Here is a 20,957-nt window from a genome sequence, read left to right as displayed (position 1 = left end):
CACGTGCCCTTCGCCTGCTCGCCGGGCCGGTACGCACCGACCGGCCGCCGCCCTACCGCATGTTCCCCGTGTGGCCCAGCGAATAACGCCCCGGCTGCGGCCACACCGTCAGGCCGTGCGGCTCCATGCCGACGGGAATCGACCGGACCGCGCCGCTCGCGGTGTCGATCGCATAGACGACATCATCGAAGCGGCCCGACAGCCACAGCGTCTTGCCGTCCGCGCTGACGTTGCCCATGTCGGGGCTGCCGCCACCGGGAATCGGCCAGGTTGCGACCACCTTGCGGGTCGCGAAATCGAGCACCGATACGCTGCCCTTGCCGTGCCGCGGCCCGTGGACGAGATTGGAGCCGCGATTCGCGATATAGAGCTTCGTGCCGTCGCGGCTCGGATACAGCCCGTGCGTTCCGACGCCGGTCGGGATGAAACCGATCTTCGTGAAGCGGTCGCCATCGACGACGTAGACGCCGTCCGCCATCATGTCGGCGACATAGAACACCTTGCCGTCCGGCGACACGCGGATGTCCTGCGGCATCCCCTTCCGGTCGAGTTCAAGGTAGCCGATCACCTTGCGATTCACCAGGTCGATCTTCGCGAGCTTGCCGCCGAACTCGCACGTGAAGAGCGCATACCGGCCGTCGATCGAAAAGTCGGCGTGGTTGATGCCCTTGCATTGCGGCACATCGAGGCTCGACTTCAGCGCCATCGTCTTCGGGTCGCGGAAGTCGAGCCGCGCATGCGCCTCGGCCACCACGATCGCCGCCTTGCCGTCGGGCATGAAATACATGTTGTACGGGTCGTCGACACTCACTTCCTGGCCCGGCTTGCCCGTCTTCGGATCGATCGGCGTCAGGCTGCCGTCGGTTCGCCCTTCCGCATTGTTCGCGACCCACAGCGTCTGCAGGTCCCATGCCGGCACGACGTGCTGCGGACTGCGGCCGACCGCGAACCGGTCGACGACCTTGTACGTGGCCGGGTCGATCACGTAGACGTCGTTCGATCTCAGGTTCGGCACATAGATGCGCGGCAACGCGCCCGCTACCGCCGCGCTCATGCGGCCGGCCTGCGCCTCGCTGTACAGGTTGTCGGGGTGGATGACGGGCGGCATGCCGGGTACGACCGCGATGGCCGACGCCGCCATCGCACCGTGGGCACCGAAGCCGGCCAGCGCTGCCATGATGACGATCGCGGAACGGGAGAAGCGGATGTGACGACGAAAGCACGGCTGCATGGCGATGTCCCTGTCCGATTGAATGGAACGACGACAAAGGTAGCGCGACGGCGCGGCTGCGTCAGCGGCCGGCGATTTCCTTTCTGATCGCATCGACGGTGCGCGACACGATGGCGTCGGTGCCGAGCCGGCCGAGTTCGACGCTCGCATGACGCGGATCGCCGCCGTAGACGCCGTCGACGGCGCCGGGCTTCGCGGCGTTGCGCAGCTTGTCGACCCTGACCATGCGCGGTGCGACCGCCAGCAGCAACGACGTGTCGGCCAGCCCCGCATGCGTGCCGATATCCGTGGCCGGCACGCCGTGCTCGCGCAGGATCTGGTCATAACCGTCGGAACTGGTGCCGTAGTACTCGGCCGGCACGAACGCACGCGCGCCCGTGCCGGCCCACGACTTGTTGAGCCGGGCTACGGTCTGCCGGATGTCATTCTGGTAGCCGCCGTGGTCGCCGAGAAACACGACGTTCGTGAAGCCATGGACGCGGAAACTGTTGGCTGCGGATTCGAGGGTCTTTTCGAAGACGTCGTCAGGCACGGTGATCGTGCCGGGGAAGCGCATGTGCGACGTCGGCGGCGTATAGCCGCCCTCGGGCACATACGCGATGACGGGCGCGACGATCGCGTTGCCGAGGCCTTCCGCGATCCGCTCGGACAGTACCCTGACCCGCGCGTTGTGCTTGCCGAGCGCGACGTACGGGCCGCTTTGCTCGGTCCCGCCGATCGGAATCAGGATGGTGGTCCTGCCGGCCCGGACGCTGTCGCGCAGCTCGGTCCAGGTCATGTCTTCGAGTTGCACCGTTCCCGGCGCCTGAGCGAGCGCGGCTTGCGCAACGGTGAAAGCGAGGGCGGCGAAGATGGTGCGTGGCAGGCATTTCATCGCGGATTCCCGACGGAAGGAAAGAAACGACGCGGCGTTCCCTCGCACCATAAACGAACTCGCCCGGCTTGTCGCTGACACCGCGCAACGATTCGCGCCGAAGCTCACGCGAAAGCAATTCGTCAGGATTCCGTCTTGCGTCGCGAAGCCTCTCGCGCCGTGCCGGCACACGACGAGCCGATTCGATGCACGGGCTGCGGCGCCTCGCGCCAACCTTCCGTCGACACACATCACGCCGGCAACACGGCCACCGCCTTGATCTCGACGATATAGCCAGGCGCGCCGCCCAGCATGTGCGCACCGACCGCCGTCCACGCCGGCTTCGGGTGCGCATGGAGGTAGCGGTCGCGCACCTGCATGAACAACGGCAGGTCGCGCATGTCGGTATGGAAGGTCGTCAGGTCGACCACGTCGTCGAACGATGCGCCGGCGGCTTCCAGCACGTGCTTCAAATTTTCGAATGCCTGCACGATCTGGGCTTCACGGCCTTCGACGAGTTGCATCGCCGCATCGCGGCCGATCTGGCCGGATATGTACAGCGTATCGCCGACTTTCAGGCCCGGTGCATAGCCGATTGTCTCGTACACGGCTTCCATTCCCGCCGGAACGACGGCTTTGCAATCACGCATGGAGGTCTCCGTGGCCGGCGTCTTCGCGCCGGCCGGTGGGTTGTCGATGAACACAGGTTGAACACGTGCAAGCGCCGTCACGACACGTCGCTCAACCCGTATCGCCGCCCGCGACCGGCAGCACCGTGCCGGTGATGTAGCTCGCCTCGTCGGATGCGAGGAACAGGATCGGTGCGATCTGCTCGTCGAGGCTGCCGTAGCGCTTGAAAAACGTCGATTCCGTGACCTGGCGCACGGCCTCGCCCATCCATGCCTGTTCCTGCTCGCTGTCGCCGGCCGCGTTGCGCGGCACGCGGCGCGGCGGCGCGCTGGTGCCGCCCGGCGCGGTGGCCACGACCCGGATGTTGTGCGCCGCGTATTCCATCGCGAGCGCCGCCGTCAGCGCATTGACGCCGCCCTTCGCCGCCGAGTACGGCACGCGGCGGATGCCGCGCGTCGCGTTCGACGAGATGTTGACGATCGTGCCGCCACCGCGCGCGAGCAGATGCGGCAGCACCGCGTGACACGTATAGAGCGTCGGCATCAGCGAACGGCGGATTTCCGCATCGATCTGCGCGGGCTCGAATTCGGCGAACGGGCGCATGCGAATCGCACCGCCGACGCCGTTGATCAGGATGTCGATGCCGCCGAACGTCTGCACGGCGTGCGCGATCGCCGCATGCGCCCCGTCATACGTTTCGAGATCGGCGACGAAGCCGGCCGTCTCGCCACCGATCGCTTCGGCCGCGACCTCGGCGACGAAATCCGCGCGATCGACGAACAGCACCCTGCCGCCTTCGGCCGCCGCGCGCAGCGCGACGCCGCGGCCGATGCCCTGCGCGGCGCCCGTGACGACGATGACCTTGCCAGAGAATCGTTGCATGATCACGCCGCCTTTGCCGTGACGTTGGGGGTGAACTTCTCGTAGTGGAAGCTGCGCGGCTTCACGCCTTCGTCGTCGAAGTACTTGCGCACCGCGTCGACCATCGGCGGCGGACCGCACAGATACACGTCGACGTCGCCGTCGTTCAGCGCATCGGCCGGGATGTGCTGCGTGACCCAGCCCTTGCGCGCATGGCTCGACGCCGCATCCGCGACGACCGTCGCGAAGCTGAAGTTCGGCAGCTTCGCCGCGTAGGCTTCGATCGCATCGACCAGCACCAGGTCGAGATCGCGCGTCACGCCGTAGATCAGGTGCACCTTCTGCCGCGACCCGGTGCGCGCCAGCACCTCGAGCATCGACAGGAATGGCGCGAGGCCCGTGCCGCCCGCGAGGAACAGCAGCGGCCGCTGCACGTCGCGCAGGTAGAAACTGCCGAGCGGCCCGTGCAGTTCCAGCTTGTCGCCGGGCTGCGCCGATTCGAGCCACGTGCTCATCACGCCGCCGGGGATCTTCTTGATCAGGAAGCTGACCTTCGCGTCGGCCGGCGCCGACGAGAACGAGTAGGACCGGTGCTGCCCGCTCGCGGGCACGACGATGTTCACGTACTGGCCCGGCAGGAAGACCGGTGCGGCCGCGCCGACGTCGAGTTCGAGCACGACGGCCGCGTCGTTGTGCTGCTCGACCTTCGTCACCGTGGCGGCAAAGCCGCTCTGCCCCGTCTTGCATGCGACCGACGACGTCGGCACCGCGATCACGCAATCGCCCTGCGGCACCATCTGGCAGGTCAGCACGAGGCCGCTGTTCCTTTCGTCTTCGGTGAGCGCATCGTCGAAGTAATCGTCGCCGAGATCGTAGCGGCCGCTTTCGGCGCGGCACTTGCAGGTGCCGCATACACCGTCGGAGCAATCCATCGGCAGGTTGATCTTCGCGCGGAAGGCCGCGTCGAGCACCTTCTCGCCGGCCTTGCAGTCGATGAAGCGGGTTACCCCGTCCTCGAAGTTCAGTGCAATCTTGTAGCTGGACATGGTGTCACCTCCCCTTCCTTTCATGACAAAGCAACGGGTGTCAGACGTGATAGACGTCGAGCACCTGCCGGATGTAGTCGTTCTTCAGCACGATCTTCTTGTACGAGATCAGCAGTTCGTCGCCCGCACGGCGCAACGTGACGAACATCGTGCCGAAGAAGTGATCGGTCACGCGGTAGCGGTGGTTCAGCGTGTGAAAGTTGTAGCGCACGTCCACCTCGTCGTCGCGTTCGGCCAGCACCTCGACGTTCGTCACGTTGTGGCTGGTACGCGGCTCGGGCGTCGATGCGCCGCTGCGCTCGGTCTTGATCCGGAACACGCGATCCTCGAGGCCGCTGCGGTCCGGGTAGTACATCAGCGAGATCTGGCTCTGGTGATCCTCGGTCAGCCGATCGTCGTCGTCCCACGCGGGCATCCAGTACGTGACGTCTTCCGTGTAGCAGGTCAGCCACTCGTCCCACTGGCGATCGTCGAGCAGGCGCGCTTCGCGATACAGCGCCGCGCAAATGGTCCGGTAATCGAAGCTCATGCCGCCACCTCCCCGCGTTCCTTCTTCAGCGCATCGCGCATCACGTTCACCCAGTGTTCGTGCTGGCACACGAACAGCCCTTCGTCCTCGCTGCGCTCGCCGGAAATGCGCGGGTTCAGCCCCATCTTCCTCGCGTTCTCGTCCGGCCCGTGGACCCACAGCGGCGCGCCGCGCGACAGGTCGTTCCACATCGCCGTGATGCCCGCATAGCCGGCCTGGCACGCGCGGAACTCCTCGAGGTCGTCGGCGGTGCCCATGCCCGTGACGTTGAAGAAATCCTCGTACTGGCGAATGCGCGTCGTGCGGTCGGCCTCGCTCTCGCCCTTCGGCGCGAAGCAGAAGATCGTGACTTCGGTCTTGTCGACGCCGAGCGGCCGCACCACGCGGATCTGCGTGCTGAACTGGTCCATCAGGAACACGTTCGGGTACACGCACAGGTTGCGGGTCTGGTTGACGATGAAGTCGGCCTGCACGTCGCCGACGCGCGCCTTGATCTCTTCACGGTGCCGATACACCGGCCGCACTTCCGGGTTCATCGTCTGCGTCCACAGCAGGATGTGGCCGTTGTCGAAGCCGTACACGCCCGCGACCGACTTGCTCCAGCTGTTCGCATCGACGGCCTTGGTGCCGTCCTCCTTGCGGCGGCCCATCGTCGCCGCGTAGTTCCAGTGCACGGTGCTGACGTGGTAGCCGTCGCAGCCGTTCTCCATCTGCATCTTCCAGTTGCCTTCGTAGATGTAGGACGAGTTGCCGCGTAGCACTTCGAGCCCGTTCGGCGCCTGGTCGACGATCTGGTCGATGATCACGCGCGCTTCGCCGAGGTAGTCCTCGAGCGGCAGCACGTCGGCGCTGAGGCTGCCGAACAGGAAGCCGCGATAGTTCGCGAAGCGCGCGACCTTCTTCAGGTCGTGCGAGCCGTGCGTGTTGAACTGCACCGGATATTCGGTCGTCTTCTCGTCCTTCACCTTCAGCAGCTTGCCGGTGTTCGAGAAGGTCCAGCCGTGGAACGGGCACGTGAAGCTGCCCTTGTTGCCGTGCTTGCGGCGGCACAGCATCGCGCCCTTGTGCGCGCAGGCATTGATCACCGCGTGCAGCTCGCCGGTCTTGTCGCGCGTGATCACGATCGGCTGGCGGCCGATCCACGTCGTGTAGTAATCGTTGTTGTCCGGGATCTGGCTTTCGTGCGCCAGGTACACCCAGTTGCCCTCGAAGATGCGCTTCATCTCGAGTTCGTACAGCTCGGCGTTCGTGAAGATGTCGCGGCGGCAGCGGAATACGCCGGCTTCCTTGTCGTCCTGCACGGCGGTGGCGAGCAGGTGATCCAGGTCGGTGGGCTGGTCGATCGTGGCGGACATGTTGGCTCCTCCCATGCGCGTGCCGCGTCCTGCAAGCACGCTCGCATCGGTAATCGGTTGAATCTCGGGGGAACCCGGCCGGCGGCGGCGCATCCGCGTCGCGCCGGCGGGCGGTTACGCCGTCGCGGCTGCGCGCGGGCGGTGGACGATCTGGTTGTCCTTGCCCTGCACCAGCGGCGTCAGCACGAAGTTGAACTCGATGTCCTGGTACGCGTCGGCCTTCAAGCCGAGCGCCGTGCCGCCGGTCTTGTCGACCACGGGCGGGATCAGCTCCTCGCGCGTCGCGTACGCAAAGTCATCCCAGATCAGCGGATCGCCGGCGATGTTGAACTGCGTCGTCAGCTTGCGGTGGTCGCGGCTGTCGACGAAGAAGTGCACGTGCGCCGGGCGGTTGCCGTGGCGGCCGAGGCCGTTCAGCAGTTGTTGCGTCGCGCCTTGCGGCGGGCAGCCGTAGCCGACCGGCATCAGCGTGCGGAATTCGTACTTGCCGTCGGCGCCCGTCTTCACCGCACCACGCAGGTTGAAATCGCTCTGCTTGCCGGTCGGGTCGAAGTGCGAATAGAAGCCGTGCGAGTTCGCGTGCCAGCATTCGACCACCGCGCCCGCGATCGGCTTGCCGTCGAGGCCCGTCACCGTGCCGTGGATCACGAGCGGGCCTGCGCCGTCGTCCGCGTCGAGGTCGATCTTCGACACGCCGTCGCGCACCGGTGCGCCCGCGACATACAGCGGCCCTTCGATCGTGCGCGGCGTGCCGCCGTCGAGGCCGGCCGCCTTGTCTGCGGCGTCCATCCGGATGTCGAGATACTTCTCGAGGCCGAGGCCGGCCGCGAGCAGCGCTGCCTCGCCGTCCTGGCCGAGCTTGTTCAGGTAGTTGACACCGGCCCACACTTCGTCGGGCGTGATGTCGAGATCGTCGATCGCCTTGAACAGGTCGCCGAGCAGCCGCAGCACGACCTGCTGCGTGCGCGCGTTGCCGCCCTTCGCGCCGTTCGCGCCCGCGTTCGACGCGGCCTTCAGCAGATCCTGCACTTCCCGGGTATCGAAAACTTTGACGCTCATGATGGTGTCTCCACGTGTATTAGGGGGAACGACGGCCTTTGCCTGGCTCGGGTTATCTATCGCGCGACTTTCGTCAGCCCGTCGCGGGTGAAACGCCTGACCTTGTCCTCGTCGAGTTCGATGCCGAGGCCAGGGCCGTCCGGCACGGTCAGTTCGAAGTCGCTGTAATCGAGCGGCTGCGTCAGGATCTCTTCGGTGATCAGCAGCGGCCCGAACAGTTCGGTGCCCCACTGCAGGTTCGCGAAACTCGCGAACAGGTGCGCGGAAGCCACCGTGCCGAACGCGCCTTCGAGCATCGTGCCGCCGTACAGCTCGATGCCGGCCGCATCCGCGATCGCAGCGACACGCTGCGCGGCGAACAGGCCACCGCTCTGTTCGATCTTGATCGCGAACACGTCCGCGCCGTGATGCTTCGCGATATCGAATGCGCTGTCGGGGCCCTGCAGGATTTCATCGGCCATCAGCGCGACCGGGAAGCGGCGCATCAGGCGCGCCAGCGCCGCGGCCGAGGCCACCGGCTGCTCGACCAGTTCGCAGCCGGCATCGGCCAGCGCCGGAATCGCACGCGCGGCCTGCGTTTCGCTCCACGCCATGTTCACGTCGACGCGCACCGAGGCGCGATCGCCGACGGCCTTCTTGATCTCGGCTACGTGGCGGATATCCGTATCGGGCGCCTTCGCGCCGATCTTCAGCTTGAACACGTTGTGGCGACGCTGGTCGAGCATCCGCTCGGCTTCGGCGATGTCGGTGGCCGTGTCGCCCGACGCGAGCGTCCACGCAACCGGCAGGCGGTCGCGGCGGCGGCCGCCGAGCAGCTCGCTCACCGGCACGCCGAGCCGCTTGCCGTGCGCGTCGAGCAGCGCGGTTTCGAGCGCGCTCTTCGCGAAGTGGTTGACCTTCGCGAGCTTGCCGAGGAACGCCATCAGCGTCTGGATGCGCGTCGCGTCCTTGCCGACGATTGCCGGCGCGAGATACGTGTCGATCGCCAGTTTCATCGCCTCGGGGCTTTCCGGGCCGTACGCCATGCCGGCGATCGTCGTGCCTTCGCCGAGCCCCGTCACGCCATCGCTGCAGAACACCTTCACGAGCATCAGCGTCTGGCCGTGCATCGTGGCCACCGACAGCTTGTGCGGGCGGATCGTCGGCAGGTCGACGAGGCGGGTTTCGATGCGTTCGATGGTGACGGAGGACATGGGGCACGCCGTGGGGGTGAAGTTCTTGAGGCGATTTATACGTCTCGGCCGGATCGAGCGTCCAATACTTTTAGGCGGGCTTTTCAATACCTGACAGGTATTGAAACCATGGATTAATGCCGTCCTTGAGGGATGTGCCATACCCTCAATGACAGACGGAATGGTCTGGAAGCCATGCTGGATCAGGGGGAAGCGGCCGCTCGGGACGCGAGGGGTGGGACGCAGGAACAGTGCCGGCCGTAGTGCCGGTCACGGCATGAAAGAGCGGCTTCGCCAGGCCGTATCAGGGTTTTCCTGATGGATCGCAAAGGTTTCCGGGCGGTGGTCCAAATGGCAGCACTGCTACATCGGCTTCGCGAGCGTTGCGATTGCGATGCAACAGGCCGCGACCATTTTCATTGCCGACGAAATGGCGATCAATCCGACAATGCAGGCGCCGACCGCGGCCGGGTATGACGACGACGTGGCCCCGGCAGCCGCAATCGACTGGGACATGCAATATCCGTCGATGCCCCGTCAGCCGCACCCGCGCGCGGCCACGAACGCGACAGCCGAGCCGATCGCATCCGGTCGCGATCGACTCGCCGAGCGTCCTGGCCGATCACGCGTCACGACGCGCCGTCGCCGCCCGGGTAGCCGGCCAGCCGCCCCGCCACCCCGTACCCGTCGTCCGGCGCCGGCAACCGCCCGAGCACCCGCTCGACCTCCAGCGCGACCGCGATGAGTTCGCGATCGGCGCCGGCCGCCCCATCCAGTGCGAGACCGACCGGCAGCCCGGCCGCCGTCAGGCCGGCCGGCACGGTCATGCCCGGTACGCCGGCATTGCTGCCCGGCTCGGTATTCCGGATGTAGGTCGAGAACACCGAAGCGGTTGCGCCGTTGAGGATCATCGCGTCGCCCGACGGAATCGGGCAGGCCGCGGCGATCGTGGTCGGAAAGACCAGCGCATCGGCCCCGCTGTCGGCGAGGCACTGCCGATACGCGGCACGCGATCGCGTCCGGCGGTCGAGCGCGGTGCGATAAGCCGCTTCGCCAATACCGTCCGGGCCGGTGACATGACGGGCGATCTTCGCGACGTCCGGGCTCCCCACGTTCGCGACGATATCGTCGACCGACAGGTCGTAGCCGTTCTCGACCAGGTACGCGTGCATCGACGAACGGAATTCATACATCGCGATGACGGCCGGTTCATCGTCGAAGAACCCGGGATAGTCGTTCAGGTCGAGGTCGACGCACTCGAATCCCGCCTGCGCCAGCTTCGCCACCGCGGCATTCGCCACCGCGTCGACATCCGGTGCGAGGCCGCGCCAGAACGTCGTGCGCGGGACCGCCAGGCGCACCGGGCGCGTCGCGCTGCGCGTCGGCATCGCCGTCGGCGCGCCGGTGCCGGTGCCCGACAGAATCGCGTCGAGCAGCGCGATGTCCTCGACCGACCGCGCGATCGGCCCGACGGTGTCGCGCGTGCGCGAAATCGGCGCCACGCCGGCCGACGGGTAGCGCCCCACGGTCGGTCGAAGGCCGACGGCGCCGCACAGCGCCGCCGGAATCCGGACCGAGCCGCCGGTGTCCGTCCCGAGTGCGGCAGGCACCACGCCCGCGCCGACCAGTGCGCCCGAGCCGCTGCTGCTGCCGCCCGGGATCCGGTTGAAGTCGTACGGGTTGCGTACCGCGCCCGTCACGCGGTTGTTGCCCGATACGCCGAAGGCCAGCTCGTGCAGGTTCGCCTTGCCCGCGATCAGCGCCCCGTGCGCCAGCAGCCGCGCGACGACCGGCGCGTGCTGCGGCGGCACGCGGTTGTGCAGCGCCAGCGTGCCGTTGCCGGTCGGCAGGCAGGCGGTGTCGATGTTGTCCTTGATCGCGATCGGCAGGCCCAGCAGCACGTGCGGGGCGGCCGACGTCGCGAGGTCGCGATCGCAGCGGGCCGCTTCGGCGAGCAGCCGCGCGTCGTCGACGCATGTAAAGCCGTTCAGGTAGCGCCAGCGTGCGTGCCGCTCGATGAGGGCGTACGCGTATTCGACACAGGAAAACTCCCGGCGCAGCATCGCGTTCCGGGCTTCGGTGAGCGTCAGGGTTCCCAGGGTGGGCATCGTCGTCGTTCCTCGTCACGGGGGATCGACACACGGTAGGGCGAACCGATTTTGACGCCCATCATCACAATGGATGACCCCGGCCGACGGCCGCGCGGCCACGCTGCCGCTTACGCCAGCGCGGCCGCCAGGCTCGCGCGGTTGGCGAAGCCCTTCTTCGCCATCACGCGCCGCAGATGCGTGCGAACCGTCGACAGCCCGATGCCGAGCGTGCGCGCGACGTCCTTGTCGGGATAGCCGGCGGCGACGAGCCGCGCGACGTCGCTCTCGCGCTCGGTCAGCCCCGCGCACGCGTGACGCCGGCGCAGCAGCGCGCGCCGGAAAAACGGCTCGATGCCGTTCAGCAGCAGCTTGTCGCGCTCGGTGAAATCGGGCCGCCCCTGCGCCCGCCAGATCCGCAGGTCGCCCACGTGGGTCGAGCCGTCGAACGCGTAGACGTTGATGCCGTGGTGCATGCCGTCGCGGCACAGGAAATCGTTGTAGAACTCGGTCTGCTCCAGCTCGCGCCGGCTCACCACCTCGTCGACGCAGGTCGCCACGCGGCGCGCGCACAGTTGCGACGTGACCGGATCGATATGCTGGAACCACGCTTCGTACCGGGCGATCTGCAACGGATCGACGTTGTACGAGAACCCGTTGCGCCACAGGCCGGTTTGTTCGTCGCAGTCGAACGACGCGGCGAAATCGGCGCGCAGCAGCTGCGTGATCGCGGGCAGCACGACCGTCCTCACGTCGACGATCGGCCCCAGCGCTTCCAGGCGGGCGACGATGTCGCCGAACAGCCGGAGTTCCTCCGGCGTGATATCGGACGCGGAAAGGTTCATGACGGACGGTTCCTCGGTAAGCCGCTGGAGAACACCCGCATCGCGCGCTTCGACGGGCGCTGTCGCGACGAAGGCCCGAGCGGGCACGGGTTCGTCACGATGCGCCATGTTACTCGGCAGATCGATGCAACGCGTATCTCGCATCGAATCCGACAGCGAGCGGGCTCATGCTTGGCACGGCCCGCCGACACCTGGGCAGTTCGCTCCGGCGCACGAGGCACGGCAGCCGGTTTCCCGGGAAGAACCACGGCTGGCCAACTGCGTCATGGCGCAGACGTGAAGGCCCGCTCAGCGGCCGGCAGCCGTCATCGATGCCTGCCATTGCGCGGCCACGCCGGCGTAATCCCTGACCTTGAAAGCCGAGCCGTCCTGGACGTGAACCCAGCCGAGCGTGCGCTCGGCGAGCGGCTTGTCGGGGTCGTCCGCCGCGATCTTGACGATCGCCTGCGCACGTATGTGAACGAGACCGTCCGGATAGTCGGACGACGGGTTCGCCAGCGTCACCGTCACGAACGGCCCGAGATCCTGCAGCAGTCGAGCGGGCGGCGGATTGTCGGCCATCAGCAACGCACCGCCCTTCACGCGGTCGTCCACGCGAATGGCCGTGCCGCCCGGCCGCCGCTGCGCAGCGGTCGGTTGCGACATCCACAGCACGTGATCCGGGTTGAGATAGACCACATCGGGGTCGCCCATCGCGTCGCGGGTTTCAATCCGGGGTATCGGCATACACGGTCTCCAGTCGAATATCGGGCACCGAATGCGGGTGCGTCGGCAACATGATGATGCCGCATTATGTCGGCTTGCCGCGTGTCTTGCGGCGATTCGAAGACCGCTTCGATCGAACGGTTCAAGCGACGCGTGCGCGTGAACGCACTGTGCCCGGGGTGGATCGAAACGCCGTTCCCGCCTCGCGGCATCCGGCCGTCGGAAGACGCGCAACCGGCCTTTCCCGCATCGACACCGGCAGGACGCCGAGGCGCCGCCGAGGAGAGGCCAACGATCGTCGCGTTCCTCGCGTCGGACGATCCCGGCTATGTGTCAGGGCATGCGCTCGTCGCCGACGGCAGTTACCCGGTTGCATGACCGGCGACGCGCGAGGCCGGGCCGTGGCTGCCTGCGCCACATGCAACATGCCGCACGCCGCAACCCGGCATCGGCTACGCCATCGCCTGCCTCGCATGCAGCCGCAACGCGAGCCACGCGATCCCGACCGCGACCGCGCCGACCACGCCGCCGAAGGTGCCGACCCACGCCAGCCCGAAGTCGCTGGCGATATGGTTGCCGATCAGCGCGCCGGCGCCGATGCCGACGTTGTACAGCCCGGAGAAGATCGACACCGCGAGGTCGGTTCCCTCCGGCGCCAGCTTCAGCACCCACGCCTGCATCGCCAGCCCGAAGCAGACGATCGCCCCGCCCCAGACCAGCGTATGCACGGACAGCGTGACGATATTGAGCGCGCACGGGAACAGGATCAGCAGGCATCCCGCCAGCGCGACGATCGACCCGAGCAGGAAATCGTCCGGCCGGTGCGGATAGACGCGGTTGAAGCAGATCGCGGCCGGTATGCCGGCGATGCCGAACAGGATCAGCACATACGTGATCCGGTTGCTGCTCGCATGGTTGACGCGCTGGACGAAGGGCTCGATGTACGTGTACGACGTGAAATGCGCGGACACGACGAGCACGGTGATCGCGTACAGCGCCACCAGCGCGGGCTTGCGCAGGAACACGCCGACGCTGCCGAGCGACCCCGCGCCCTGGCTCGGCGATACCGGCAACGTCGCGCGCAGCAGCAGCAACGCGACGCCCGCCGCGCCGGCGATGATCAGGAACGTGACCCGCCAGCCGAACGTCTCGCCGACCACGCGCCCGAGCGGAATGCCGGCCACCATCGCGATCGCCGTGCCCATCGCCAGCAGGCTGAGCGCGCGGCTTTTCCGGTCGCTCGGCGCGAGCCGCACGGCCAGCGGCACGGAAATCGACCAGAACACCGCATGCGCGCACGCGATGCCCAGCCGGCCGACCATCAGCACCGCGAAATTCCACGCGACGCCGGTCACCACATGACTGCCGATGAACACCAGCAGCGCCCCCATCAGCAGCTTGCGCCGCTCGACATGGCGCGTGGCCAGCGTCAGCGGCAGCGACACGACGGCCACGGCCCACGCGTAGATCGTCAGCATCAGGCCGACGTCGGTCGGCTGCATGTGCAGGCTGTCGCCGATCGCGCTGAGCAGCGCGACGGGCACGAACTCGGTGGTATTGAAGATGAAGGCGGTGAGTGCCAGGGTCAGTACGCCACACCACGAGTGCTTGGAACTGACGGCGTCCGGTGTGGCCATGCCTGGAATCGACGAGACGAGGGTTGGGGGCGCGCGGCGCGGAGAACCCGGCCCGGCGATCGCGGCGATTGTACCAGCGGCGCATGACACGGCGCGGCGCGAAGCGGTGCGGGGTGGCCGCGGGACATGGTCATGACATGGCCGTGCGCCGATAATGTGCCGACATGCTTCTCGCGACCCGTTCGCCCAAACCCTTTCGAACCAGGAGATTCCCATGCGCATTGAAACGTCTTTTCTGTTCGATCTCGACGGTACGCTCGTCGACAGCGTCTATCAGCACGTGCTCGCGTGGAAGGAAGCGCTCGATGCCGAAGGCATCGAACTGTCGGTATGGCGCATCCACCGCAAGATCGGGATGAGCGGCGGCCTGTTCCTGAACCAGCTGCTGCGCGAGACGGCGGGCGATATCGACGCCGAGCGCGTCGAACGGCTCGCCCGGCTGCATGCGGCCGCGTACCAGCGGCTGCGCGCACAGGTTCGTCCGTTGCCGGGCGCCCGCGAACTGCTGGCCGCGCTGTCGAGCGCGGGCATCCGCTGGGCGATCGCGACCAGCGGGCGGATGGAAACGGCCGCCATCAATCTCGCGGCGCTCGGCGTCGATCCGGCGAAGCACGTCGTGGTCACGCGCGACCAGGTCAAGTATGCGAAGCCGGACCCCGACCTGTTCCTGACGGCCGCCGCGCAACTGAACGTGCCGATCGAACACACGGTCGTGGTCGGCGACAGCATCTGGGACATGCTGGCCGCCGCCCGCTGCCGCTCGCTCGGCGTCGGGCTGCTGTCGGGCGGATACGGCAGTGATGAGCTCGAACGCGCGGGCGCGCTGCGCGTGTACGACGATCCGGCCGATCTGCTGTGGCATCTCGACGAGATTGCGGCGCGGCCCTGAAACGCCTGCTCCGCCGGCGGCTCTTGCGCCGGATCGCCGTCGGTTTCGTCAGGCCGCGAACGACCGGCCGCGCCCCCGCCGTACCGGCGCGCGGCGGCCGCGCGGCTCAATCGTCATCGATGTGCTTGTCGACCAGATAGCGGCCGCGCTCGACGCCCGCGCGCAGCGCTTCGCTCTCGGTCTTCCAGTCGGGGCCGTCGGCCGCCGGTACGAGCAGCTCGCGGCGCTCGTCGCCGACATACACCTGCACCTCGTCGCGCCACGCGCCGCTGTCGTTGCGCCGCGCCCACACGCGTATCTCGTGCCCGCGATACGGATCGCGGATCTGTGCATCCTGTCGATTTTGCACGGCGGCCTCCTGTGCCTGTCTGCGCTGACGACGCAAAAAATGCGCGCCGTATAATCGCCGCGCGCCCGGCCGCCCGGTGCGCATGCGCCGTGCCCGGTACCCGCCAGCCGGCACGCCGCTTGCGCGACGATGGCGCGTCGAACCGCCGCCGGCACGCGCCGCGAGCCGGCGAAGCGGTTCACGACCCTGCGACCGGACGACGATCGGCGCACCGGCGCCTTCCCGGCTCGCGGATCGAACGTCCCGACCCTTCGCCAAGGAGCCTCGTGTGAATCAAACGACCGATCTGCTCTCCTATCTCGTGACGTGCCAGCTGGCCGCGCGCATGCGTTCCGGCGCATGGCCCACGACCGATCAGATCGTCGATGCGCAGCGCGCCTGGCTCGCGTGCCATCACGCCGAATGCGGATGGCTTGCGCGGGTCAGGATCGCGGAGGCGTCCACGACGATCGCGCAAGAAATCTACGACATCGCCGTCGCGAACCGCGATCCCGACAGCGGCAAACACGAGCGGCTCGACGCCGATTCGCCGGAGCTGCACGCGCTGCGCGAACGCTGCGATGCGCTGTTGCGACGCATCGACGACGACCGTGACATCGGCCCGCGATGACCGCGCGCTACCCGATCGTGTAAAAACGACAGTCCGTTGTCATCGGCATCGCGCGCAGGCCCCGCCGCACGGGAATCCACCCGGCAGGCACGTGCGTTGCGGCGAACCGGCGTCACCGACCGCCGCCCCTGCGCCCCGCGCCATGAACGCCACGCCGATCTTCGCTCCGCATATCCAGGCGAGGCATGGCGCGTGATCACGTCCGGATCGAACCGCAGATCGACCGCGCAACGCCATTCGCGCGCACGCGCGTCGGCCGGCGCGCGCACCCACGACACCTGGATAGTCAGCCGCCCGGACGCGTCGTCCGCCTGCACGACGACGGCCGACTCCGACGGGAAACCGTTCGCGAGCGCGTGCTCGAGTTCCGAGATGCGCTGCGACCGGCCGGGCGCGCCGCTCATCGTCGCACGACGCCCAGCAGCAGCGTGACCAGGAAGACCACGACGAAGATGTAGAACAGGATCTTCGCGATCTCGGCCGCGCCGGCCGCGATACCGCCGAAGCCGAACACGGCAGCCACGATCGCGATGATGAAGAAGATGACGGCATATCGAAGCATGGAGACCTCCTGGATGGCTGCTGTTGTCAGTACACGTCGTCGCCGTTCACGCATCGCGCTGGTGCTCCGGTTTGCCGCGTCTCGGCGTCGACGCCATTTTTTCGAGTTCCTTTTCGCTCATCGACCTGGCCATCGATTTGGCCGGCGGCTCGAGGTCCTTCATTTTCGTCTTGCCGCGTTTGGCCGACAGCGCGGCCCCCGCGGCACGCTGCTGAGCTTGCGATTTTGCTGGCATGGTTGCGCTCCTGTCGTGGGCGTGCGCGTTGACGCGACGATCGCCACGCGCACGCGATGGGCTCGCCCGGGCAGCCGTCATGCGGCATCGCGGCGGCGCAGGTCGGCCGGTGGAATCTTCATCGCCTGGCGATACTTCGTCACCGTGCGACGCGCAAGCAGGATGCCGCGCCCCGCGAGGTTGTGCGTGAGCGCGACATCGGACAGCGGATCGGTGTGCCGCTCGGCCGCGATCATGTCGCGGATCAGGACCTTCGCGGCCGCCGCCGAACACACGCCCTTGCCGGCCGCCTCGAGCTTGCGCGGGAAGAAATGCTTGAACTCGAACGTGCCGTGCGGCGTGGCCATGTACTTGTTGCCCGTCGCACGCGACACGGTCGATTCGTGCAGGTCAAGTTCCTCGGCGATGTCGCGCAGCACGAGCGGCTTCATCGCGATCTCGCCATAGCGGAAGAAATCGCGCTGTCGCGCGACGATGCACTCGCCGACGCGCTGGATCGTGTCGAAGCGCTTCTGCACGTTGCGGATCAGCCAGCGCGCTTCCTGCAACTGCTGGCCGAGCGGCGAATCGCGCTCGCCGCTCGACTGCGCGAACAGCGTCGCATAGCGTTCGTGCAGCCGCGCGCGCGGCAGCACGGCCGGGTTGATCGTCACGATCCAGTCGTCGCGCACCTGGCGCACGATCACGTCGGGCACCACGTAGTCGCCCCGCGTGCTGCCGTAATGATTGCCGGGGCGAGGGTCGAGCCCGCGCACCAGCGCGCAGGCCGCCTGCAGCGTCTGCGGGTCGCAGCCGATGCGCCGCTGGATCTCGGCCGTCTCGCGGCGCGCCAGCCGCTCGAGATGCTCGCGCGCGATCGCTTTCGCTTCCGCGAGCGCCGGCGTGCCGGCCGGGATCGCGTCGAGCTGCAGCACGAGACACTCGGACAGCGAGCGCGCGGCGATGCCCGGCCGGTCGAGCATCTGCACGAGCCGCAGCGCGACCGCGAGATCCTGCTCCGACAACAGCAGCGCGGGGTCCGCCGCGACCAGCAGCTCGGCCAGCTCCTGGCGCAGGTAGCCGTCGTCGTCGAGCGCGTCGATCACGATGCGCGCGGCTTCGCGGTCACGCCGGTTCAGCGGATAGAGCCGCAACGCATCATGCAGTTGCTGATGCAGCGACGGTTCCGCGGCCAGCCACTCGCCAGGCGACAAGCCGCCCGACTCGTCGCCCTGGCGGCTCGTGCCGCGCGTCGCGAGCGCGGCCGTCAACGACACTTCGGACACCTCGGGCACTTCGGGTACGTCGCCGTCCGGCTGGCGAGCGTCGTCAGCCTGCGGCGCCGCTTCGGGCGCGGCGGCTTCGGCCTGCGGCCCCAGTGCGTCGGCGGCAGGCTCCTCGTCGCCCTGGCCATCCTCGAGAAACGGATTCCGATCGAGCGCCTGCCGCAGTTCCTGTTGAAATTCAAGCGAGGACAACTGCAGCAACCGCAGCGACTGCTGAAGCCTCGGCGTAAGTGCCAGATGCTGTCGCATCTGCAGCGCGAGCGAGACGGACATCGATGATCCTCCTGACGTTTAGCGGGTTTCGCTTCGTATTCAGCCAGGATTCACGCAGTATCCGTGCCAGGCGGGCCGATCGCCGCGCGTCGCGGTTTGCGCGGGTGCGTCGCCCGTCCTGCATCCCGCCAGGGCGGCTTTTTTACAAGCCGGCGGCAAGTTTTGGGCACGCATTTCGCGCACCTCGCGCAATGCGCAAGCCGTGAGCCGAATCGGTACGGCATCGGCGGCGGGTCGCCCTGCGTGCCTTTCGGGCCCGGTGGCGGCACATCGGCCGGCTCGCCGCCCGATACGCATGACGAAAGGACGTGACGGAGCGTCGATTGCTACGCGCGATACAGCCTGCACGCCGCCGGTCGAGGTCGGCCGCGCATCGCCGACACAGGCCGTCGCGACAGCGGAAGGATGCATGGCCGCAGCGTCAGACGTCGTGCTTCGTCACGCGCACGATCTTGTCCGCCAGTTCGCGCACGTCGACCGGCTTGCACAGATAGCCGTCGAACCCGGCCTCGAGCACCCGGCGTTCGTCGGCCAGGCCCGCATGCGCGGTCACGGCCAGCACCCGCACCGCGGGCGGCGCACCGCCGCCGTTCATGCCGGCGCGCCGCAACGCGTCGAGCAGCCAGAAGCCGTCGCCGTCGGGCATCGCGAGATCGGACAGCACGACGGTCGGCCGCAGGTCGGCGGCCACCGCGAGCGCTTCGCGGCCCGTCGATGCGATCGCGACGGCCGCGCCGAACGTCGTCAGCGCGGCGGTGAGGCTCTCGCGCGTCGTCGCATCGTCGTCGACGATCAGGATGCGTTGCGTATCGAGCATCGGCGGGTCGCGATGGTCGTCCACGCGCGCATTCCCCCACGCCATCGCGCCGATCGGCTGCCAGCCGACCGGTAGCGTCACCGTAAACGTCGCGCCGCGATCGCGGCCTGCACTCTTGGCCGTCACGCTGCCACCGTGCAGCTCGGCGATATGCCGCACGATAGACAGGCCGAGGCCGAGCCCGCGCCGCGACGACGCAGGCGAATCGTCCGCGCGGCGGAACATGTCGAACACGTAGGGCAGGAACGCCGGCACGATGCCCTGCCCCGTGTCGGAGACGGTCAGCACCACCCGGGCGTCGTCGCGCGCGAGCCCGACCGTCACGCTGCCGCCGGCGGGCGTGAACTTGAGCGCGTTCGACACGAGGTTCGACAGCATCTGCCGCAATCGCTCGGCATCGCCCGACACGACGCAGGTCGACGCCGCACAGTCGAATTCGAGCATGATGCCGGCCGCCGACGCGGCCGTCTGGAACGCGCCGACCGAATCGGAGAACAGCCGCACGACGTCCACCGGCATCGCGTCGAGCTGCAGCTTGCCGGTCGCGAGCGACGACGCGTCGAGAATGTCGCCGACCATGCGCGTGAGCGAGCGCGCGCTGCGGTCGATCGCATCGATCGCCTGCCGCTGCAGCGCGTTGTCGCCCGCATTGCGCAGCACCTCGACCCAGCCGTAGATCACGTTCAGCGGCGTGCGCAGTTCGTGCGACACCGTCGCGAGCAATTCGTCCTTCAGGCGGTTCGATGTCGCGGCCTGGTCGCGCGCCACGCGCGCCCCTTGCAGCGACCGTTGCGCGCGCAAGTCGCGACGGCGTTGCGCGCCGGCTTCGCGCAGCGTCAGCGACAGCGCGACGCAGGCGCGCGCGTCGCCGCGCACCGGGCATGCCGACACGGTCGCACGAAAGCGCCGGCCGTCACGCCGGACGCACAGCAGGTCGATCGGCCCGACCGCTTCGTGCATGTCGTCGAACGCCTGGGCGAGCGGCTTGCGCTTCAGCCAGCGCATCGCGACCAGCGATTCGAATGCACGGCCGCGCGCATGGTCCTCGTCGTAGCCGAACATGCGCTGCGCGGCCGGGTTCCAGCTGACGATGCGGCCGTCGGTGTCGATGCCGACGATCGCGTCCGGCGACGCGTCGACCACGGCGCGCTGCAACCGCGACGCATCGGCCTGCGAGCGATCCGCACCGGCGTCGCGCAGCAACAGCACGGCGCCGTCGACGTTGCCGTCCGCATCGCCGAGCGGCCCGGCGACCTCGACGATCGGCACCCGCTCGCCGCCCGCCGCCTGCAGCCAGTGGCGATCCGACACGACACCCGCGCCGCCGCGCGCGAGATCGAGCGGTGTCGACTGAACGCGCCGGCCGTCGCGATCGACGATCCGCAGCACGTCGCGCGCGGCCTGTCCCGTCGCGTCGTCCGGACGGCAACCGACGAGCGCGGCCGCGGCTGCGTTGATGTAGGTGAGCCGCCCGTTCGTATCGGTGGCGATCACGCCATGCGGCAAGGCCTGCAGCACGGCTTCGAGCCGCCGGCGGGCAGCCGCTTCGCGGCGCAGCGCCGCGTCGTTGGTAAAGCGCGCATGGCGCAGCATCGACGCGACCGCGCAGGCCAGCGCGCCGACCAGCACGAACGTGCCGAGCCGCACGAGCCGCTCGGGCAGCGGCTCCGAATAGGCCGCCGGATCGGACAGGAACAGCGTCCACACGAGCAGGCCGCTGACCACGGTCGAAACGACCCCGAACAGGAACGATGTCGCCCATGCGGCGCCCGCGAGCAGCGGGTAGTACAGCACGAGCGGCAGGTTCACGCCGCCGAAGCGGATCGCGAGCGCCTGCAGCACGGTCGCGATCGCGACCAGCATCACGGCCGTGACGAAGTTGCCTGCCCGCATCCGCGACAGATCGAACATCGGTCGCGCTGCTGGCGGCTTGTGCGGTCGGCGCGG

At 68.1% G+C, this 20,957-nt stretch carries 21 protein-coding genes and 1 pseudogene; 3 read left to right on the top strand and 19 right to left on the bottom strand.

The genetic code is table 11. The annotated features are described in order from the left end of the window. Positions 1 to 52: 52 nt before the first annotated feature. The 12 genes from HWX36_RS11105 to HWX36_RS11050 form a co-directional block, all read right to left on the bottom strand. Positions 53 to 1,231: a YncE family protein gene (locus HWX36_RS11105; RefSeq protein WP_175952131.1), complete on the bottom strand. Its 1,179-nt coding sequence runs from the start codon at positions 1,229 to 1,231 to the stop codon at positions 53 to 55. Positions 1,232 to 1,292: 61 nt separating this feature from the next. Further along, on the bottom strand, positions 1,293 to 2,105 hold the full coding sequence (locus HWX36_RS11100; RefSeq protein ID WP_175952130.1) for a creatininase family protein: 813 nt from the start codon (positions 2,103 to 2,105) through the stop codon (positions 1,293 to 1,295). Between the two features lie 230 nt (positions 2,106 to 2,335). Next, positions 2,336 to 2,734, bottom strand: coding sequence for a RidA family protein (locus HWX36_RS11095; protein ID WP_175952129.1), 399 nt, complete (start codon positions 2,732 to 2,734; stop codon positions 2,336 to 2,338). Between the two features lie 91 nt (positions 2,735 to 2,825). Next, positions 2,826 to 3,596: a benzoate diol dehydrogenase BenD gene (benD, locus tag HWX36_RS11090; RefSeq protein ID WP_175952128.1), complete on the bottom strand. Its 771-nt coding sequence runs from the start codon at positions 3,594 to 3,596 to the stop codon at positions 2,826 to 2,828. 2 nt (positions 3,597 to 3,598) lie between these two features. Next, positions 3,599 to 4,621, bottom strand: a complete 1,023-nt coding sequence (gene benC, locus HWX36_RS11085; RefSeq protein WP_175952127.1) for a benzoate 1,2-dioxygenase electron transfer component BenC — start codon at positions 4,619 to 4,621, stop codon at positions 3,599 to 3,601. A gap of 40 nt (positions 4,622 to 4,661) precedes the next feature. Next, positions 4,662 to 5,150: a benzoate 1,2-dioxygenase small subunit gene (gene benB, locus HWX36_RS11080; RefSeq protein ID WP_175952126.1), complete on the bottom strand. Its 489-nt coding sequence runs from the start codon at positions 5,148 to 5,150 to the stop codon at positions 4,662 to 4,664. Further along, the gene (locus HWX36_RS11075; protein ID WP_175952125.1) at positions 5,147 to 6,505 is read right to left on the bottom strand and encodes a Rieske 2Fe-2S domain-containing protein; all 1,359 of its coding nucleotides are present in this window, start codon (positions 6,503 to 6,505) and stop codon (positions 5,147 to 5,149) included. The genes benB and HWX36_RS11075 overlap by 4 nt, the downstream gene beginning before the upstream one ends. 114 nt (positions 6,506 to 6,619) lie before the next feature. Continuing rightward, the gene (gene catA / locus HWX36_RS11070) at positions 6,620 to 7,564 is read right to left on the bottom strand and encodes a catechol 1,2-dioxygenase (protein WP_175952124.1); all 945 of its coding nucleotides are present in this window, start codon (positions 7,562 to 7,564) and stop codon (positions 6,620 to 6,622) included. Positions 7,565 to 7,620: 56 nt separating this feature from the next. Next, entirely contained in the window at positions 7,621 to 8,757 is a 1,137-nt protein-coding gene (locus HWX36_RS11065) for a muconate/chloromuconate family cycloisomerase (RefSeq protein ID WP_174919980.1), read from the bottom strand. A 608-nt stretch (positions 8,758 to 9,365) separates the two neighbouring features. Further along, positions 9,366 to 10,844, bottom strand: coding sequence for an indoleacetamide hydrolase (iaaH, locus tag HWX36_RS11060; protein ID WP_175952123.1), 1,479 nt, complete (start codon positions 10,842 to 10,844; stop codon positions 9,366 to 9,368). A gap of 110 nt (positions 10,845 to 10,954) precedes the next feature. Next, on the bottom strand, positions 10,955 to 11,668 hold the full coding sequence (locus tag HWX36_RS11055) for a helix-turn-helix transcriptional regulator (RefSeq protein ID WP_175952122.1): 714 nt from the start codon (positions 11,666 to 11,668) through the stop codon (positions 10,955 to 10,957). Between the two features lie 288 nt (positions 11,669 to 11,956). Continuing rightward, entirely contained in the window at positions 11,957 to 12,394 is a 438-nt protein-coding gene (locus HWX36_RS11050; RefSeq protein ID WP_175952121.1) for a hypothetical protein, read from the bottom strand. A 66-nt stretch (positions 12,395 to 12,460) separates the two neighbouring features. Here HWX36_RS11050 and HWX36_RS11045 point away from each other — a divergent pair, with 66 nt between their 5' ends. Continuing rightward, a complete protein-coding gene (locus HWX36_RS11045; RefSeq protein ID WP_175952120.1) occupies positions 12,461 to 12,751 on the top strand; it encodes an SDR family oxidoreductase in 291 nt (96 codons plus the stop codon). A gap of 74 nt (positions 12,752 to 12,825) precedes the next feature. Here the strand turns inward: HWX36_RS11045 and HWX36_RS11040 are convergent, their stop codons facing one another. Then, positions 12,826 to 14,010, bottom strand: a complete 1,185-nt coding sequence (locus HWX36_RS11040; protein ID WP_175952119.1) for a sugar transporter — start codon at positions 14,008 to 14,010, stop codon at positions 12,826 to 12,828. 214 nt (positions 14,011 to 14,224) lie between these two features. On the opposite strand from HWX36_RS11040, the gene HWX36_RS11035 reads away from it, so the two are divergent. Further along, on the top strand, positions 14,225 to 14,899 hold the full coding sequence (locus tag HWX36_RS11035; protein WP_175952118.1) for an HAD family hydrolase: 675 nt from the start codon (positions 14,225 to 14,227) through the stop codon (positions 14,897 to 14,899). Positions 14,900 to 15,005: 106 nt separating this feature from the next. On the opposite strand, the gene HWX36_RS11030 is transcribed toward HWX36_RS11035, so the two are convergent. Beyond that, on the bottom strand, positions 15,006 to 15,248 hold the full coding sequence (locus HWX36_RS11030; protein WP_175952117.1) for a DUF6566 family protein: 243 nt from the start codon (positions 15,246 to 15,248) through the stop codon (positions 15,006 to 15,008). 325 nt (positions 15,249 to 15,573) lie between these two features. Here HWX36_RS11030 and HWX36_RS11025 point away from each other — a divergent pair, with 325 nt between their 5' ends. Beyond that, positions 15,574 to 15,858: a hypothetical protein gene (locus HWX36_RS11025; RefSeq protein WP_175952191.1), complete on the top strand. Its 285-nt coding sequence runs from the start codon at positions 15,574 to 15,576 to the stop codon at positions 15,856 to 15,858. Positions 15,859 to 16,019: 161 nt separating this feature from the next. Here HWX36_RS11025 and HWX36_RS11020 read toward each other — a convergent pair. The 5 genes and pseudogenes from HWX36_RS11020 to HWX36_RS11000 all read right to left on the bottom strand — a co-directional run. Continuing rightward, positions 16,020 to 16,262: pseudogene (locus HWX36_RS11020) on the bottom strand (DUF3022 domain-containing protein); the annotation flags it as partial. Then, positions 16,259 to 16,420: a DUF1328 family protein gene (locus tag HWX36_RS11015; protein ID WP_175952116.1), complete on the bottom strand. Its 162-nt coding sequence runs from the start codon at positions 16,418 to 16,420 to the stop codon at positions 16,259 to 16,261. The pseudogene HWX36_RS11020 and the gene HWX36_RS11015, both read right to left, overlap by 4 nt. 46 nt (positions 16,421 to 16,466) lie before the next feature. Further along, positions 16,467 to 16,655 carry a DUF3008 family protein gene (locus HWX36_RS11010; protein WP_175952190.1) on the bottom strand — a complete coding sequence of 63 codons (189 nt, stop codon included), beginning with the start codon at positions 16,653 to 16,655 and terminating at the stop codon, positions 16,467 to 16,469. Between the two features lie 77 nt (positions 16,656 to 16,732). Continuing rightward, positions 16,733 to 18,193, bottom strand: coding sequence for an RNA polymerase factor sigma-54 (locus HWX36_RS11005; RefSeq protein WP_175952115.1), 1,461 nt, complete (start codon positions 18,191 to 18,193; stop codon positions 16,733 to 16,735). Between the two features lie 421 nt (positions 18,194 to 18,614). Beyond that, the gene (locus tag HWX36_RS11000; protein WP_175952114.1) at positions 18,615 to 20,921 is read right to left on the bottom strand and encodes an ATP-binding protein; all 2,307 of its coding nucleotides are present in this window, start codon (positions 20,919 to 20,921) and stop codon (positions 18,615 to 18,617) included. Positions 20,922 to 20,957: the final 36 nt, after the last annotated feature.

The organism is Burkholderia sp. BCC0405, from assembly GCF_902833075.1.
GTDB lineage: Bacteria > Pseudomonadota > Gammaproteobacteria > Burkholderiales > Burkholderiaceae > Burkholderia.
This window is presented reverse-complemented; position numbering and strand designations above follow the sequence as displayed.

Bases quoted from the DNA above. Each gene is read 5' to 3' on its own strand.
- HWX36_RS11075 (WP_175952125.1), bottom strand. From the start codon at position 6,505: ATGTCCGCCACGATCGACCAGCCCACCGACCTGGATCACCTGCTCGCC.
- HWX36_RS11000 (WP_175952114.1), bottom strand. From the start codon at position 20,921: ATGTTCGATCTGTCGCGGATGCGGGCAGGCAACTTCGTCACGGCCGTG.
- benC (WP_175952127.1), bottom strand. From the start codon at position 4,621: ATGTCCAGCTACAAGATTGCACTGAACTTCGAGGACGGGGTAACCCGC.
- benD (WP_175952128.1), bottom strand. From the start codon at position 3,596: ATGCAACGATTCTCTGGCAAGGTCATCGTCGTCACGGGCGCCGCGCAG.
- HWX36_RS11100 (WP_175952130.1), bottom strand. From the start codon at position 2,105: ATGAAATGCCTGCCACGCACCATCTTCGCCGCCCTCGCTTTCACCGTT.
- benB (WP_175952126.1), bottom strand. From the start codon at position 5,150: ATGAGCTTCGATTACCGGACCATTTGCGCGGCGCTGTATCGCGAAGCG.
- HWX36_RS11035 (WP_175952118.1), top strand. From the start codon at position 14,225: ATGCGCATTGAAACGTCTTTTCTGTTCGATCTCGACGGTACGCTCGTC.
- HWX36_RS11095 (WP_175952129.1), bottom strand. From the start codon at position 2,734: ATGCGTGATTGCAAAGCCGTCGTTCCGGCGGGAATGGAAGCCGTGTAC.
- HWX36_RS11025 (WP_175952191.1), top strand. From the start codon at position 15,574: ATGCGTTCCGGCGCATGGCCCACGACCGATCAGATCGTCGATGCGCAG.
- HWX36_RS11005 (WP_175952115.1), bottom strand. From the start codon at position 18,193: ATGTCCGTCTCGCTCGCGCTGCAGATGCGACAGCATCTGGCACTTACG.
- HWX36_RS11050 (WP_175952121.1), bottom strand. From the start codon at position 12,394: ATGCCGATACCCCGGATTGAAACCCGCGACGCGATGGGCGACCCCGAT.
- HWX36_RS11015 (WP_175952116.1), bottom strand. From the start codon at position 16,420: ATGCTTCGATATGCCGTCATCTTCTTCATCATCGCGATCGTGGCTGCC.
- HWX36_RS11055 (WP_175952122.1), bottom strand. From the start codon at position 11,668: ATGAACCTTTCCGCGTCCGATATCACGCCGGAGGAACTCCGGCTGTTC.
- iaaH (WP_175952123.1), bottom strand. From the start codon at position 10,844: ATGCCCACCCTGGGAACCCTGACGCTCACCGAAGCCCGGAACGCGATG.
- HWX36_RS11010 (WP_175952190.1), bottom strand. From the start codon at position 16,655: ATGCCAGCAAAATCGCAAGCTCAGCAGCGTGCCGCGGGGGCCGCGCTG.
- HWX36_RS11045 (WP_175952120.1), top strand. From the start codon at position 12,461: ATGTCGGCTTGCCGCGTGTCTTGCGGCGATTCGAAGACCGCTTCGATC.
- catA (WP_175952124.1), bottom strand. From the start codon at position 7,564: ATGAGCGTCAAAGTTTTCGATACCCGGGAAGTGCAGGATCTGCTGAAG.
- HWX36_RS11105 (WP_175952131.1), bottom strand. From the start codon at position 1,231: ATGCAGCCGTGCTTTCGTCGTCACATCCGCTTCTCCCGTTCCGCGATC.
- HWX36_RS11065 (WP_174919980.1), bottom strand. From the start codon at position 8,757: ATGTCCTCCGTCACCATCGAACGCATCGAAACCCGCCTCGTCGACCTG.
- HWX36_RS11040 (WP_175952119.1), bottom strand. From the start codon at position 14,010: ATGGCCACACCGGACGCCGTCAGTTCCAAGCACTCGTGGTGTGGCGTA.